Consider the following 13,539-nt stretch of genomic DNA (forward strand, 5'->3'; position numbering starts at 1 on the left):
TGTCGGTGCGTTGTCGGCCCTTGCCGGCCCTTGCCGGCCCGTTCGTCGGTCTCTTCGTCAGTCCTTCACGGCGCCGCCGAGACCCGAGACCAGCCGGCGCTGTACGAGGACGAAGAAGATCAGCACGGGGATGGTCATGACCGTGGACGCCGCCATGATGCCTCCCCAGTCGTTCCCCTCGGCCTTGAAGAAGACCAGCAGCGCCATCGGAAGGGTGGAGTTCTCGGTCGCGCTGATGATGAACGACTTGGCGAACAGGAAGTCGTTCCAGGTGGAGATGAAGGAGAAGACGCTCGTCGCGACCAGGCCGGGGAAGACGAGCGGGAAGAGGATCTGCCACAGGAAGCGGGAGCGGCTGGCCCCGTCCAGATAGGCCGCCTCCTCCAGCGCCTCCGGCACCGCCTTGACGAAGCCGCGCAGCATCCAGATGGCGAACGGCAGCGAGAAGGCGATATGCGGCAGGATCAGCGAGCCCAGGGTGTTGAGGCCGATCCCCGGCACCGACTCCCCCAGATCGCGCATCAGGAAGAACAGCGGAATGGTCAGCGCCTCGATCGGCACCATCTGCGCGACCAGGAACATGATCAGCAGCGTGGTGCGGAAGCGGAACCGGAAGCGGGCGACCGCCGTCGCCGCGAGGAAGGCGATCAGCGCCGAGGCGACCACCACCACCACGGCCACGAAGAGGCTGTTGAGGAAGTAGCGGCCGAAGTCCTCCTGCTGGAAGACGCGCCGGAAGGAGTCCAGCGACGGGGCCGTCGTCCACGGCCGGGGCTCGGTGGACTGGATCTCCCCCTCGGGCTTGAAGGCCGAGAGCACCATCCAGTACAGCGGGAAGGCGACCACGGCCGCCACGATCAGGGCGGTGGCCTCGGCGGCGAAGCGCCAGGGGCGGCGGATGCGCAGCGAGACGCGCGAGTGGCTCACAGTTCTTCTCCCTGGCGTCGCAGCAGCCGCAGATAGACCAGCGTCACGACCAGCAGGATCAGCAGCATCACCACGCCGATCGCCGAGCCCAGGCTGTACTGCGAGGACGCGAACGCCTTCTGGTACGCGTACACGTTGAGCACCATGTTCTGGCGCGCGATCCCGCCGCCGTCCGTCATGACGTAGATCTGGGTGAAGACCTTGAAGTCCCAGATGATGGACTGGATGGTCACCACGACGAGGATCGGCCGCAGCATCGGCGCCATGATGGTGCGCCAGATCCGCCAGGTGGAGGCGCCGTCGAGAGCGGCGGCCTCCAGCACCTCGGTGGGGATGGCCTTGATGCCCGCGTAGACGGTGACCATCACGAACGGGAACGAGCACCACACGACCTCGAACAGCACCAGGGCGAAGGCGCTGTAGCGGTCGTAGGTCCAGGAGTAGTTCTCGAACCCGGAGAGCCCGAACCACACCAGGATCTTGTTCACCGGCCCGAAGTCGGCGTCGAAGAGGAAGACCCAGACCGTCGAGCCGGTGACCGCCGGGGTGGCCCAGGCGCCGAGCGCGGCCAGCATCAGCGCCAGCCGCGGAATGGCCCGTACGCGCGTCAGCAGCACCGCGAGCGCGCAGCCGACCGCGAGGGTGGAGATCACGCAGACGGCGGCGAAGAGCAGCGTGGCCACGACCACGTTCCAGAACTCGCTGTCGCCGAACAGCTCGGCGTAGTTGGCGAATCCCTGGAAGGTGGTCGGTTCACCGCCGCTGACCTGCGCCTGGGTGTACTCCAGGAAGGAGATCAGACCGAGCTGGTAGATCGGGTAGACGAGCAGCCCGCCCAGGACGACGAGCGCCGGGGCGAGATAGAGCCAGGGCGTCCAGCCTCCCCGCCGGGAGCCCTTCCTGGCTCGGCCCCCGGCCGGGACGACGGGGCCCGGCCGGGGCCGGCGGCCCTTGGCGGGGGCGCGCCGGGCGTGCTGTGCGGTGCCGGAACTCACTGCTGGAATGCCTCGTCCATCTTCTTCGCGGCGTCCTTGGTGGCGGTCTCCACGTTCTTACGGCCGCTGACGATCTCCTGGAACATGGTGGGCAGGACGAGCTGTGCGTCGATGGCCGCCCAGCCGGGCGAGGCGGGCACGAACTTGGCGCTGTCGTTGAGGGTCTTCACGAAGGGCTTCACGAAGGGGTCCTTCTGCGCCACGTCGCCGCGCACATCGGTGAAGGTCGGCAGGAAGCCCATGGCGTCGTAGAGCTTGCGCTGGGTCTGCTTCCCGGTGAGCCTCTGCAGCAGGTCCACGGCGAGGGTGCGGTGGGTGGTGCTCTTGAGCACTCCGACGTTGTTCCCGCCCGCGAAGGCCGGGGCGATATCGCCCTTCTTCACGCCCGGCAGCGGCACGACCTTGTACTTGCCCTTGACCTTGCCCGCCTCGATGGCCTGGCGGCTGAAGTCGCCGCCGATCGCCATGCCCGCCTTGCCCGAGGCGAACGCCTCGATGGTGTCGTTGCCGCCCCACTGGGCGCACTTGGCGGCCGGGCAGTTGTCGTTGCCGAAGAGCGAGGTGTACGCCTTGACACCCTTCTGGGCGTCGGCGCTGTCGATGGCCGCCTCGTACTCGTTCGAGCCGAACTTGCCCTTCTCCCTGGCGAGATCGCCGCCGTTGGCCCAGATGAAGGGCATCGCGCCGTAGGTGTAGGCGCCGCCGACCGCGAGACCGTACAGATCCGACCGCTCCGAGCGGATCCTCTTCGCGGTCGCAATCAGTTCGTCCTGGGTGGTGGGCGGCTCCAGGCCGAGGTCCTTGAAGACGTCCGTCCGGTAGTACAGCGCCCGGACGCCGACGAAGAGCGGGGCGCCGTAGACCTTGCCGCCGACGGTCAGCGAGTACTTCGCGGTGGGGTCGATGTTCGTCGAGTCGCCCCAGGCGCCGAACTCCTTGCTGATGTCCAGCAGTCCGCCGTCCTTGACGTAGCCGGCGGTGTCGGTGTTGCCGTACTCGATGACGTCGGGAGCGCTCTTGGGGTCGTTGAAGGCCGCCTTGATCTTCTGCGCCCGGGTGTCGATCGGGATGTAGGTCACCTCGACCTCGGTCCCGTCGTGCTCCTTCTCGAAGCCGGCGACCGCGTCGTCGATCACCTTCTTCTTGGGCGCGTTGTTGACCTCCTGGAAGAGCCAGACACGCAACTTGCCGCTCTTCTCATCCTCCTTGGAGCTGTTGTCGGAGGTGGAGGGAGCGCATCCGGTCGCGGCCAGCCCTGCCAGGGTCAGTGCCGCCACGGGCACGGTGACGCGGGTGGAGAGCCGGGAGAACGCGGAGAGATGGGACGACTTCATGAGGACCCTTAAACATTTGGCGTTGCAACATATGCAACGCATGTTTCGCTCAGCACAATATGCGTGAGGCTAGGGAACCTTGAGCGACCCCACAAGAGGTCTGAACCACTCCGTGACCAAATGAGCCCGAACCGCTGTACCGCACAACGAACTTCGCGCTAGCGACGCGGCAACTCCTCGCCCGGATAGGCGGGCTCAACATACGGCACGGCCTCCACCCGCGCACCCGCTTCCTCCAGGCGCGCGATCACCCGGTCCCAGTCGGGCCAGGTCTTCCGGATCCGCTCGAGAACGCGGTCGCTGGCCACCAGCACCACGTCACAACCCGGGTCGGCCGCCCACTCCAGGAGTCTGGGAAGGGTCGGCTGCGCGACCGACATCACACAGCTTCCGGCGGGCCGGTAGCCCCGCTCGTCGGCCAGCCGCCCGCACTGTTCCAGCTGGGCGTCCCAGTCCTTCTCGAACTGGCAGTAGGCGCTGGCGCCTTCCGCATCGGGCTCGTCGACCTCACGCGCCCCGAACACCAGATAGGCGGCCCGCGCCGCCCCGTTCTCCGTACGCCCGCTCATGGGCCGACCCTACTGGGGTCATCCGGCGCACGGCAGGGCGCACAAACACGGCATGCCCGGCCCGCGACCCCCGAATGGGGCCGCGGGCCGGGCGAGCCGTCTGTCGCGCGAGGCTTTCCGTCAGCGCCTGGGGCCGGCGGACCGGCTACTTCTTGCCGTCGCCGCCGTCCTTGCCCTTGTCCCCGCCGGCGCCCATGCCCTCGAAGATCTCCTTGCACATGGGACACACCGGGTACTTCTTCGGGTCACGACCCGGGACCCAGACCTTGCCGCAGAGTGCGACGACGGGAGATCCGGAGAGGGCGCTCTCCATGATCTTGTCTTTCTGTACATAGTGGGCATAGCGCTCGTGGTCGCCGTCACCGTGCGACACCTGAGGTGTCGGCTCAACGAGGGTCCCCGTGCCTGCCCCGCGCTCGGGCTCAAGAGTGCTCATACAGCCCTAGGGTACTCATGCCTAGTTGAGAGAAGGGTCGTCCGGATACGTGGCGACCATGGCCAGCTCGCTGCGCTGGCGGCGCAGCACCGCGCGCCACAGCCGCTCGGGGGCGGGCGAGGACACATCGCCCGGTTCGGACTCCACCACGTACCACGCGCCCTCGGCGAGCTCGTCCTCCAGCTGGCCGGGCCCCCAGCCCGCGTACCCGGCGAAGATGCGCAAGGACCCCACGGCGGCCGCCAGCAGCTCCGGCGGCGCCTCCAGATCGACCAGCCCGATCGCCCCGTGCACTCTGCGCCAGCCGAGTGGCCCGTCCTCGGTGCGCGCCGGGGACCGGCCCGATTCGCCCGGGACGACGGCCACGCCCAGCGCGGAGTCCAGCGAGACCGGACCGCCCTGGAAGACCACCCCCGGCTCCCCGGCCAGCTCGGCCCACGACTCCAGGATGTCGCCCACCCCCACCGGGGTCGGGCGGTTCAGGACCACACCGAGCGAGCCCTCCTCGTCGTGATCGAGGAGGAGCACCACCGCGCGGTCGAAGTTCGGGTCAGCAAGCGCCGGTGTCGCGACAAGCAGCCGTCCTGTGAGCGAGGACACCTCGGTCATGGCCACATGATCCCCCATATCCGGTCCGGAGGGGGAGTGGAAGACGAGTCCCGTATGAGAGCAGGTCGGGGCGCAAGACAGCAGATGCGGCGCACGTGACTGTGGGCTCTTCCAGAGGGACGGAACGTGTTGCCGCCCCCGCAGGAGGACTCAATGCGCGCAAGAGTCTTACGGAGGCGGTCTCCAGGGCCATTACTCTTGCCCTTTGGCCCCTGTGCCTTTTGGCCCCTGCCCGTCTCAGGAACGCGAGACCCGATGACCCGCTCGAACGATGTCCTGCTCGTCCACGGCGGCACCCCGCTCGAAGGCGAGATCCGTGTCCGCGGCGCGAAGAACCTCGTGCCGAAGGCCATGGTGGCCGCCCTCCTCGGCAGTGCGCCCAGCAGGCTGCGCAACGTCCCCGACATCCGCGATGTGCGGGTGGTGCGCGGGCTGCTGCAGCTGCACGGCGTGACGGTGCGCCCCGGTGACGAGTCCGGTGAGCTGGTGCTCGACCCCACACATGTGGAGAGCGCCAATGTCGCCGACATCGACGCGCACGCCGGTTCCTCGCGGATCCCGATCCTCTTCTGCGGCCCGCTGCTGCACCGCCTCGGCCACGCCTTCATCCCGGGACTGGGCGGCTGTGACATCGGCGGCCGGCCGATCGACTTCCACTTCGACGTGCTGCGCCAGTTCGGCGCGACGATCGAGAAGCGGGCGGACGGGCAGTACCTGGAGGCCCCGCACCGGCTGCGCGGCACCAAGATCCGGCTGCCGTACCCCTCGGTGGGCTCCACCGAGCAGGTGCTGCTGACGGCGGTGCTCGCCGAGGGTGTGACGGAACTCTCCAACGCGGCGGTCGAGCCGGAGATCGAGGACCTCATCTGCGTGCTGCAGAAGATGGGCGCCATCATCTCCATGGACACCGACCGCACGATCCGGATCACCGGTGTCGACAAGCTCGACGGCTACAACCACCGCGCCCTCCCGGACCGCCTGGAGGCCGCCTCCTGGGCGAGCGCGGCGCTGGCGACCGAGGGCAGCATCTATGTGCGCGGCGCCCGCCAGCGCGAGATGATGACCTTCCTGAACACCTACCGCAAGGTGGGCGGCGCCTTCGACATCGGCGACGAGGGCATACGGTTCTGGCACCCGGGCGGCAAGCTCAACGCGATCGCCCTGGAGACCGACGTCCACCCCGGCTTCCAGACCGATTGGCAGCAGCCGCTGGTGGTGGCCCTGACCCAGGCGTCGGGCCTGTCCATCGTCCACGAGACGGTCTACGAGTCGCGGCTGGGCTTCACCTCGGCGCTCAACCAGATGGGCGCCCACATCCAGCTCTACCGCGAATGCCTGGGCGGCTCCGCGTGCCGCTTCGGCCAGCGCAACTTCCTGCACTCCGCGGTCGTCTCCGGCCCCACCAAGCTCCAGGGCGCCGACCTGATCATCCCCGACCTCCGCGGCGGCTTCTCCTACCTGATCGCGGCCCTGGCGGCCCAGGGCACCTCGCGGGTCCACGGCATCGACCTGATCAACCGCGGCTACGAGAACTTCATGGAGAAGCTCGTGGAGCTGGGCGCGAAGGTGGAGCTGCCGGGCGGTACCGCCCCCGCATAACCCCCTCCCCGACCCGACGGCCGGGCCCCGACACCACAGCCCGCCCCGGCACCCGGGGCGGGCTGCCCCATCCCACGCCCCAAGCCACGACGACGCCCCCCGGCTGGGGCCCGGGGTTACCCCCCGGGGGGATGCAGCGTGGAAAAGCTCGTAGAGCTGGGCGCCAAGGTGGAGCTGCCGGGCGGCACACAGCCCGCGTAGGGCCTCGCAACGGGTCTCTGGAGCCTCGCAGCGGGCCTCGGGCCCGCAGGAGCGCCAAAAGGGGCGGTCACCCTCGGGTGACCGCCCCTTTCGTTCGCGAGGGCTTACTTGCCCTTGGCGGCTTCCTTGAGCTTGGAGCCCGCGGAGACCTTCACGCTGTAGCCGGCCGGGATCTCGATCGGCTCACCGGTCTGCGGGTTGCGCGCGGTGCGAGCGGCACGGTGGGTGCGCTCGAAGGTCAGGAAGCCGGGGATGGTGACCTTCTCGTCGCCCTTCGCGACGACCTCACCGGTCACCTCGGCGAGGGCGGCCAGCACGGCGTCGGCGTCCTTTCGGGTCACCTCGGCGCGCTCGGACAGAGCGGCCACCAGCTCACTGCGGTTCATGTTGTACTCCCGTGTTCATCTTGCCAATGAGGCGTGAGATCGAAGCCGATGCTGCCAGGGCCCTCGGACAGTCCCCGGACCCGGGTCTGCTGTTCAGACCCTCGCGCCCGGAACGCATCCTGCCCGCACCTGTGGCGGGAAAGCCAATCCGGAGCCCTCGAGAGTCACACGAAAAGCGCCGTGGCGGTCGTTTTCCTGCCCGCCACCCTATGGCTGCTTTCGGGACCCCACAGCGCGCGACGCGCCGTGCCGGGCCTAGACCGCAGTGGTACCGGTCACAGGGCGCGCCGCGTCCCGTACGGCTCCGGCGACCGCCCCCGCGACCTTGTCGTTGAAGACGCTCGGAATGATGTAGTTCGCATTCAGTTCGTCGTCGTGGACGACGTCCGCGAGCGCGCCGGCAGCGGCCAGCATCATCTCGGTGTTCACCGTACGCGACTGCGCGTCCAGCAAACCACGGAAAACGCCCGGGAACACCAGCACGTTGTTGATCTGGTTCGGGAAGTCCGAGCGTCCGGTGGCCACCACCGCGGCGGTCTGGCGGGCGATCGCCGGGTCCACCTCGGGGTCGGGGTTGGCCAGCGCGAAGACGATCGCGCCGTCCGCCATGGCGGCCACGTCGTCGCCGGAGAGCACGTTCGGGGCCGAGACGCCGATGAAGACGTCAGAGCCCCGCACAGCCTCGCGCAGGGTGCCCGTGACGCCCTCCGGGTTGGTGTTGTCGGCGATCCAGCGCAGCGGGGACTCCGGGTCGGCGGAGACCAGGTCCTCGCGCCCGGCGTGCACCACACCGTGGATGTCGGCGACCACCGCGTGGCGCACGCCCGCGGCGATCAGCAGCCGCAGGATCGCGGTGCCGGCGGCGCCCGCGCCGGACATGACGACCCTCACATCCTCGACCTTCTTGTCGACCACCCGCAGGGCGTTGGTGAGGGCGGCCAGCACCACGATCGCGGTGCCGTGCTGGTCGTCGTGGAAGACCGGGATGTCCACGGACTCGCGCAGCCGCGCCTCGATCTCGAAGCAGCGGGGAGCGGAGATGTCCTCCAGGTTGATCCCCGCGAAGCCGGGGGCGATGGCCTTCACGATCGCGACGATCTCGTCGGTGTCCTGGGTGTCCAGGCAGAGCGGCCAGGCGTCGATGCCCGCGAACCGCTTGAAGAGGGCCGCCTTGCCCTCCATGACCGGCAGGGCCGCCTTGGGGCCGATGTTGCCGAGGCCCAGGACCGCGGAGCCGTCGGTGACGACGGCCACACTGTTGCGCTTGATGGTGAGGCGCCGGGCGTCCTCGGGGTTCTCCGCGATGGCCTGGCAGACCCGGGCGACACCAGGGGTGTAGACCATGGACAGGTCGTCACGGTTGCGGATGGGGTGTTTCGACGACATCTCGATCTTGCCGCCGAGGTGCATCAGGAACGTACGGTCGGAGACCTTGCCGAGCGAGACACCCTCGATGCCCCGCAGCTTCTCCACGATTTCCTGGGCGTGCGCGGTCGAGGTGGCGGCGATGGTGACGTCGATACGGAGCTTCTCGTGACCGGAAGCGGTCACATCGAGGCCCGTGACCGAACCGCCGGAGGACTCCACGGCCGTGGTCAGCTGGCTGACCGCGGTACCGCTCGCGGGCACCTCCAGCCGGACCGTCATCGAGTACGAGACGCTGGGCGCCGTTGCCATGGCCTGCTTCCTCTGCTTTCCCTTGTTCATGCCGTCCGGGCCGCGGGAATACCGGGCCACGTCCTCAGATAGTTGCACCTACCTCTCGGTACGGGGTAACCCGGCCCGACTTTCGGACATATTGTTCTGACATAGCAGAGTGGGGTCAGCCGAGTGGAAAGCCCCACTCCTTCGCGGGAACGCCTGGCGAGGCGGGCCGTCCGCCGCATCCACCGTCCTAGGCTCTGGCGCGCTACAGCGTCAGAGGAAGAGACAAGAGGAGCGCGGGCATGGCTCAGGGCACCGTGAAGTGGTTCAACGCCGAGAAGGGCTACGGCTTCATCGCCCAGGAGGACGGCGGACCGGACGTCTTCGTCCACTACAGCTCGATCGACGGCAGCGGCTACCGCAGCCTGGTCGACGAGCAGCGGGTCGAGTTCCAGATCGTGCAGGGCCGCAAGGGCCCGCAAGCCGAAGAGGTCCGCATCCTGGGCGGCTGACACCGCCCGGCGCGGACCCCTTACGGAAAAATGAGGGGTCACAGAAGATGAAGGGTGGCACCGACCCGCCATGCTCGCCTCGCGGCAAGTGGTCGCTCGAAGCGACGAAGGTTGGGCCCGGGGGCTTGGATCGGGCCGGTGCCACATCAAGGCTAACAAACAGGTCCGGGAAGGGATTCCCCTCCCGGGGGTTGATTTCGCCGCCGCCGTTCCGAGCGGACCCGGCCCCCCTTTCGGCCGCCTTCCAGCGGCGGCCGGGGGCCTGTGCGCCCCCGGCCGGGCCCGGCGGGAGGTTCACTCCCGCAGCAGGTCGGGGACGCCGTGGGGGTCCGGCTCGTCGCGTGCCCCCGACACCACCGTCAGCCGCTGGGTCGCGCGGGTGAGCGCCACGTACAGCACCCGTAGCCCCGCGGGCGACTCGTCGGCGATCTCGGCGGGCGAGACCACGACCGTCGCGTCGTACTCCAGCCCCTTCGCCTCCAGGCTGCCCAGCGCCACCACCCGGTGGCCCAGACCGGTCAGCCACTGACGGGCCTGCTCGCGGCGGTTCATCGCGACGACGACGCCGACGGTGCCCTCCACCTCGTCCAGCAGCCGGAGCGCCTCCCGGCGCGCGGCGGCGCCGAGGTCGCCGTCCACGCCCGGTGCGAACCGCGGCTCCACGCCGGTGGAGCGGACCGCCTCGGGCGCGGGGGTGCCGGGCATCGCCAGCGTGAGGACCCTGGTGGCCAGTTCGGCGATCTCGGACGGATTGCGGTAGTTCACGGTGAGGGTGAAGCGGCGGCGCGGGCGGCTGCCGAGCGCCTCGTCCCGGGCCCGTCCCGCCTCGTCCGGGTCGGACCAGGAGCTCTGGGCCGGGTCGCCGACGACCGTCCAGGTGGCGTGGCGGCCACGCCGTCCGACCATCCGCCACTGCATGGGGGTGAGGTCCTGCGCCTCGTCGACGATGACGTGGGCGTAGTCGGTGCGCTCTTGCTCGGCCCGGTCGGCGCGGCTGCGGCGGGGGCCGACGCGGTCGGCGTAGGTGGTCAGCTCCTCCAGACCGGTCAACTGGTCCAGCGGATCCACCTCGCGCGGGGCGGCGGGGCGGGCGGGGAGGCCCAGGAGGGTGTTCAGCTCGTCCAGCAGCGCCACGTCGTGAACCGACAGCGGGCCCTGCCCGTCCGGGCCGAGCCGGGCCAGCGACCGGGCCACCTGGCGGACCTCGCGCGGGTTGAGCACCCTCCGCGACCAGCGCCCCAGCCGCTTCTCGTCGGCCATGGCGGCCAGGACGGAGCGGGGGGTGAGCTCGGGCCACCAGGCGTCCAGGAACTCCTGGAAGACGTCCTCGGAGGAGATGTCCTCGTCGAAGCCCTCGCGCGCCTCGGCGGCCAGCTCGGGGTCGGTATAGCGCCGGGGCGCGCCGGAGCGGGACCACAGCGCGTCCAGGAGCAGCCGGCGGGCGCGGGGGCGCAGCAGGTTGACGGGTGCGGTGCCGCCCAGCACGTTCTGGCGGATGCGGCGCAGCTCATCGGCGTCCAGCTCGATACGGGCGCCGAAGGCGACCACGCGCAGCCGCTCGGGCGGGCCGCCGGGTCTGGTCCCGGAGCCCGCGCCGGGTCTGCCGCCGTCGTTCGACGGGGTCGTGGCGAGGGCGCCGAGCGCCGCGTCGAGGGTCGGCCGGCCGTCGTCCGACGACGAGGGATCTGACGGATGGTCCGATGTCGAGGCCGATCCGGCGGCGGCTCCCCGCGGCATCTCCAGCGCGCCGCGGGCGGCCTTGCGCAGCACCCTCAGCATCCGGGAGGAGCCCTTGACGCGGGCCACGGCCGGGGTGTCGTACGTGGTGGCCTCGGCGCCCTCCACCAGGGAGCCCACCGCGCGGATGGCCACCTGGCCCTCCTCGCCCAGTGAGGGCAGCACGCCCTCGGTGTAGGCGACCAGCAGCGGGGTGGGGCTGACCACGAGGATGCCGCCCGCGTAGCGCCGCCGGTCCTGGTAGAGGAGGTACGCCGCGCGGTGCAGCGCGACCGCCGTCTTCCCGGTGCCGGGACCGCCCTCGACCTCGGTGATGGAGGCGGCGGGAGCGCGGATCACCTGGTCCTGTTCGGCCTGGATGGAGGCGACGATGTCCCGCATGGTGTGGCCGCGGGCCTGGCCGAGCGCGGCCATCAGCGCGCCGTCGCCGACCACCGGCAGCGCACTGCCGTCGAGGGTGGCGCTGAGCTCCGGGCGCAGCAGATCGTCCTCGACGCCGAGCACCCGGCGGCCCTTGCTGCGGATCACCCGGCGGCGGACGACACGGCCGGGGGCCACCGGAGTCGAGCGGTAGAAGGGCGCGGCGGCGGGCGCCCGCCAGTCGATCACCAGCGGGGCGTAGTCGGCGTCGAGCACGCCGATGCGACCGATGTGCAGGGTTTCGGCGATCTCCGCGCGGTCGCCGTCCGGGCCGGTGCGGATGGCGTCGTCGGCGGGCTCGACGGAGGTGTAGGCACCGTCGGGGCCGCGTTCGCCGTCCTTGCCCGGGAGCAAGTCGATGCGGCCGAAGAGGAAGTCCTCGAACTCGCTGTTCAGCCGGTTGAGGTGGACCCCGGCCCGGAAGACCTGGGCGTCCCGTTCGGCGAGCGCCCCGGGCGTACCGACCTGGCCCCGTTTGGCGGCGTCGTCCATGAGGAACTCCGCCTCGTGGATCTTCTCCTCGAGGCGGTGGTACACCCGGTCCAGATGCGTCTGCTCGATCCGGATCTCGCGGTCCCGGACCCCGTCCCCGCCATCCCGCCGCGGTGCCGTCCGGTCGTCATGCGTGGCGTTCTGCGCGGCCACCCAGGCCCCCTTCTGTGTTCTTAAGGGCAGCCGTCAACCGTACACCCCTGGCGAGAGGGATTCTCAGAGCCTGACCTCGGCCAGGCGCTGGCCGTCCAGCGTCCGGACCTCGAAACGCTCGATGTCATCGGTGTTCATGGCGGCGCCGCCCTGGGCGTAGAGCGGCTCCTTGCTCCAGCGCGAGCCGTCCCCGTCCGTGATGCCGTAGCCCGATGTGGGTACGGCCCAGGTGGTGATGGTCTCCTCGTGGCCGTCCTTGCCGATGGCCACCAGGTCGCAGGTGCGCGGCCCCTTGAGGTTGCCCAGCTTGAGGGCGACGGAGGTGCCCCAGCCCTTCTGCTGCAGCGAGACGGACGCGTCCACCTTGGTGACCGGGTCCACCGCGCTGAACTTCTTGCCCTGCTCGTACACCTGCTGGGAGGTGGAGGCGACCGCCCGGGTCGTCCCGTCGTCGTCGGAACTCGCGGTGAGCGCCGCGCCCGCGAGCGGGCCGCCGACGATGAGGACGGCGGCCGCGGCGACCAGGTAGAGCCGCCTTCTGCCGGATGCCTTGCGGCTGACCGTGACGTCGTCCAGGAGCCGGTCGAGCAGTTCGGGCCCGGGGCGGGCGGTGACCACCGACGGGTCCGGGAGCGCGGTGCCGTCGGCGGCGGTGGCGTACTCGGCCAGCAGGGGTGGCAGGCCCATCAGCTCGTCGAGCTCGGCGGCGCACCGCTCGCACCCGATGAGGTGGTCCTCGAAGCGCGCCGCGTCCGCGGGGTCGAGCACTCCGAGCGCATAGGCGCCGACCGCGGTGTGCTGCTGGTCGTCCGCTGCCGGCATCATGCCGTAACCCCCCGTTCCTCGAGCGAGAGCTTCAGGGAGCGCAGCGCGTAGAAGACCCGGGACCGTACCGTCCCGGCGGGAACGCCCAGCACTTCGGCCGCCTCACTCACCGTCCGTCCCTTGAAGTATGTCTCCACGAGGGCCGCTCTATGTGCATCGGTGAGGTCATTCAACGCGTCAGAAATGGTCATCTGGCGCAATGCGCGGTCGATGTCGTCCGCGGCGGGCATCACCTGGAGCGGAGCCGCGTCCACTTCATGGGGACGTGCGCGGCGCTGACGGTGGCCGTCGATGACGATGCGGCGGGCCACGGTCACCAGCCAGGGGCGTACCGGCCCGCCGGAGCGGCGGAGTTGGTCGGCGTTGCGCCAGGCCCGGAGCAAGGTTTCCTGGACCACGTCCTCGGCGCGGTGCCGGTCGCCCGCGACCAGGCGCAGGACGAAGGCGAGAAGCGGGCCCGCGTGCTCCGCGTAGAGCGCGCGCATGAGCGCGTCGTCCGGTGTCGTCCTCTCGGTCACGAGGGCATCTTTGCGTACGCAAGCCGCCGGGTCGAGGGGGGTACGGGCCGGAAACGCTCGGCGTTCACCGGCCACCGTGTGATGTACGTCCCCTTTCCGGGCTGAACATCTCCCCCTGTGCGACGCGTACTTGAGTCCGAGTAGGCCGACGCCGGGCGGGTGGCGGCCATCAGGAAGGGCTC

General features: G+C 70.1%; 13 protein-coding genes. 2 read left to right on the forward strand and 11 right to left on the reverse strand.

Annotated elements, in window-relative coordinates; translation table 11 throughout:
• Window positions 1-57 precede the first annotated feature (57 nt).
• The 6 genes from AS97_RS19100 to AS97_RS19125 form a co-directional block, all read right to left on the reverse strand.
• Window positions 58-927, reverse strand: a complete 870-nt coding sequence (locus AS97_RS19100) for a carbohydrate ABC transporter permease (RefSeq protein ID WP_059144506.1) — start codon at window positions 925-927, stop codon at window positions 58-60.
• Window positions 924-1,922: a sugar ABC transporter permease gene (locus AS97_RS19105; protein ID WP_210565341.1), complete on the reverse strand. Its 999-nt coding sequence runs from the start codon at window positions 1,920-1,922 to the stop codon at window positions 924-926. Before AS97_RS19105 ends, AS97_RS19100 begins: the two co-directional genes overlap by 4 nt.
• The gene (locus tag AS97_RS19110; protein WP_125760912.1) at window positions 1,919-3,256 is read right to left on the reverse strand and encodes an extracellular solute-binding protein; all 1,338 of its coding nucleotides are present in this window, start codon (window positions 3,254-3,256) and stop codon (window positions 1,919-1,921) included. The genes AS97_RS19105 and AS97_RS19110 overlap by 4 nt, the downstream gene beginning before the upstream one ends.
• A gap of 158 nt (window positions 3,257-3,414) precedes the next feature.
• Window positions 3,415-3,825 (reverse strand): hypothetical protein, encoded by a 411-nt coding sequence (locus AS97_RS19115; protein ID WP_059144509.1) that lies wholly within the window; start codon window positions 3,823-3,825, stop codon window positions 3,415-3,417.
• A gap of 145 nt (window positions 3,826-3,970) precedes the next feature.
• Window positions 3,971-4,261, reverse strand: coding sequence for a DUF3039 domain-containing protein (locus AS97_RS19120; RefSeq protein ID WP_079059403.1), 291 nt, complete (start codon window positions 4,259-4,261; stop codon window positions 3,971-3,973).
• Window positions 4,262-4,282: 21 nt separating this feature from the next.
• Complete coding sequence (locus AS97_RS19125; RefSeq protein WP_059144558.1) at window positions 4,283-4,870, reverse strand: YqgE/AlgH family protein; 588 nt, start codon at window positions 4,868-4,870, stop codon at window positions 4,283-4,285.
• 255 nt (window positions 4,871-5,125) lie between these two features.
• Between AS97_RS19125 and murA the strand changes: the two genes are divergently transcribed.
• Window positions 5,126-6,469 carry a UDP-N-acetylglucosamine 1-carboxyvinyltransferase gene (murA, locus tag AS97_RS19130; RefSeq protein ID WP_059144511.1) on the forward strand — a complete coding sequence of 448 codons (1,344 nt, stop codon included), beginning with the start codon at window positions 5,126-5,128 and terminating at the stop codon, window positions 6,467-6,469.
• 305 nt (window positions 6,470-6,774) lie between these two features.
• Here murA and AS97_RS19135 read toward each other — a convergent pair whose 3' ends face one another.
• Entirely contained in the window at window positions 6,775-7,056 is a 282-nt protein-coding gene (locus tag AS97_RS19135; protein WP_009717479.1) for an HU family DNA-binding protein, read from the reverse strand.
• 255 nt (window positions 7,057-7,311) lie between these two features.
• Window positions 7,312-8,733, reverse strand: coding sequence for an NAD-dependent malic enzyme (locus tag AS97_RS19140; protein WP_059144512.1), 1,422 nt, complete (start codon window positions 8,731-8,733; stop codon window positions 7,312-7,314).
• A 269-nt stretch (window positions 8,734-9,002) separates the two neighbouring features.
• Here AS97_RS19140 and AS97_RS19145 point away from each other — a divergent pair, with 269 nt between their 5' ends.
• Entirely contained in the window at window positions 9,003-9,212 is a 210-nt protein-coding gene (locus tag AS97_RS19145; RefSeq protein ID WP_014061093.1) for a cold-shock protein, read from the forward strand.
• Window positions 9,213-9,506: 294 nt separating this feature from the next.
• Here the strand turns inward: AS97_RS19145 and AS97_RS19150 are convergent, their stop codons facing one another.
• The 3 genes from AS97_RS19150 to AS97_RS19160 all read right to left on the reverse strand — a co-directional run bounded on the left by AS97_RS19150 (window position 9,507) and on the right by AS97_RS19160 (window position 13,357).
• The gene (locus AS97_RS19150; RefSeq protein WP_059144559.1) at window positions 9,507-11,936 is read right to left on the reverse strand and encodes a UvrD-helicase domain-containing protein; all 2,430 of its coding nucleotides are present in this window, start codon (window positions 11,934-11,936) and stop codon (window positions 9,507-9,509) included.
• A 141-nt stretch (window positions 11,937-12,077) separates the two neighbouring features.
• The gene (locus AS97_RS19155) at window positions 12,078-12,839 is read right to left on the reverse strand and encodes a zf-HC2 domain-containing protein (RefSeq protein ID WP_059144513.1); all 762 of its coding nucleotides are present in this window, start codon (window positions 12,837-12,839) and stop codon (window positions 12,078-12,080) included.
• On the reverse strand, window positions 12,836-13,357 hold the full coding sequence (locus AS97_RS19160; RefSeq protein WP_059144514.1) for a sigma-70 family RNA polymerase sigma factor: 522 nt from the start codon (window positions 13,355-13,357) through the stop codon (window positions 12,836-12,838). The genes AS97_RS19155 and AS97_RS19160 overlap by 4 nt, the downstream gene beginning before the upstream one ends.
• Window positions 13,358-13,539 lie beyond the last annotated feature (182 nt).

Origin of the sequence: Streptomyces sp. AgN23 (assembly GCF_001598115.1) — a bacterium.
In the GTDB taxonomy this organism is placed as follows: domain Bacteria; phylum Actinomycetota; class Actinomycetes; order Streptomycetales; family Streptomycetaceae; genus Streptomyces; species Streptomyces antimycoticus.

Coding starts and splice junctions, on each gene's coding strand:
- AS97_RS19110 (WP_125760912.1), bottom strand. CDS start 3,256: ATGAAGTCGTCCCATCTCTCCGCGTTCTCCCGGCTCTCCACCCGCGTC.
- AS97_RS19115 (WP_059144509.1), bottom strand. CDS start 3,825: ATGAGCGGGCGTACGGAGAACGGGGCGGCGCGGGCCGCCTATCTGGTG.
- AS97_RS19120 (WP_079059403.1), bottom strand. CDS start 4,261: ATGAGCACTCTTGAGCCCGAGCGCGGGGCAGGCACGGGGACCCTCGTT.
- AS97_RS19125 (WP_059144558.1), bottom strand. CDS start 4,870: ATGACCGAGGTGTCCTCGCTCACAGGACGGCTGCTTGTCGCGACACCG.
- murA (WP_059144511.1), top strand. CDS start 5,126: ATGACCCGCTCGAACGATGTCCTGCTCGTCCACGGCGGCACCCCGCTC.
- AS97_RS19135 (WP_009717479.1), bottom strand. CDS start 7,056: ATGAACCGCAGTGAGCTGGTGGCCGCTCTGTCCGAGCGCGCCGAGGTG.
- AS97_RS19140 (WP_059144512.1), bottom strand. CDS start 8,733: ATGGCAACGGCGCCCAGCGTCTCGTACTCGATGACGGTCCGGCTGGAG.
- AS97_RS19145 (WP_014061093.1), top strand. CDS start 9,003: ATGGCTCAGGGCACCGTGAAGTGGTTCAACGCCGAGAAGGGCTACGGC.
- AS97_RS19155 (WP_059144513.1), bottom strand. CDS start 12,839: ATGATGCCGGCAGCGGACGACCAGCAGCACACCGCGGTCGGCGCCTAT.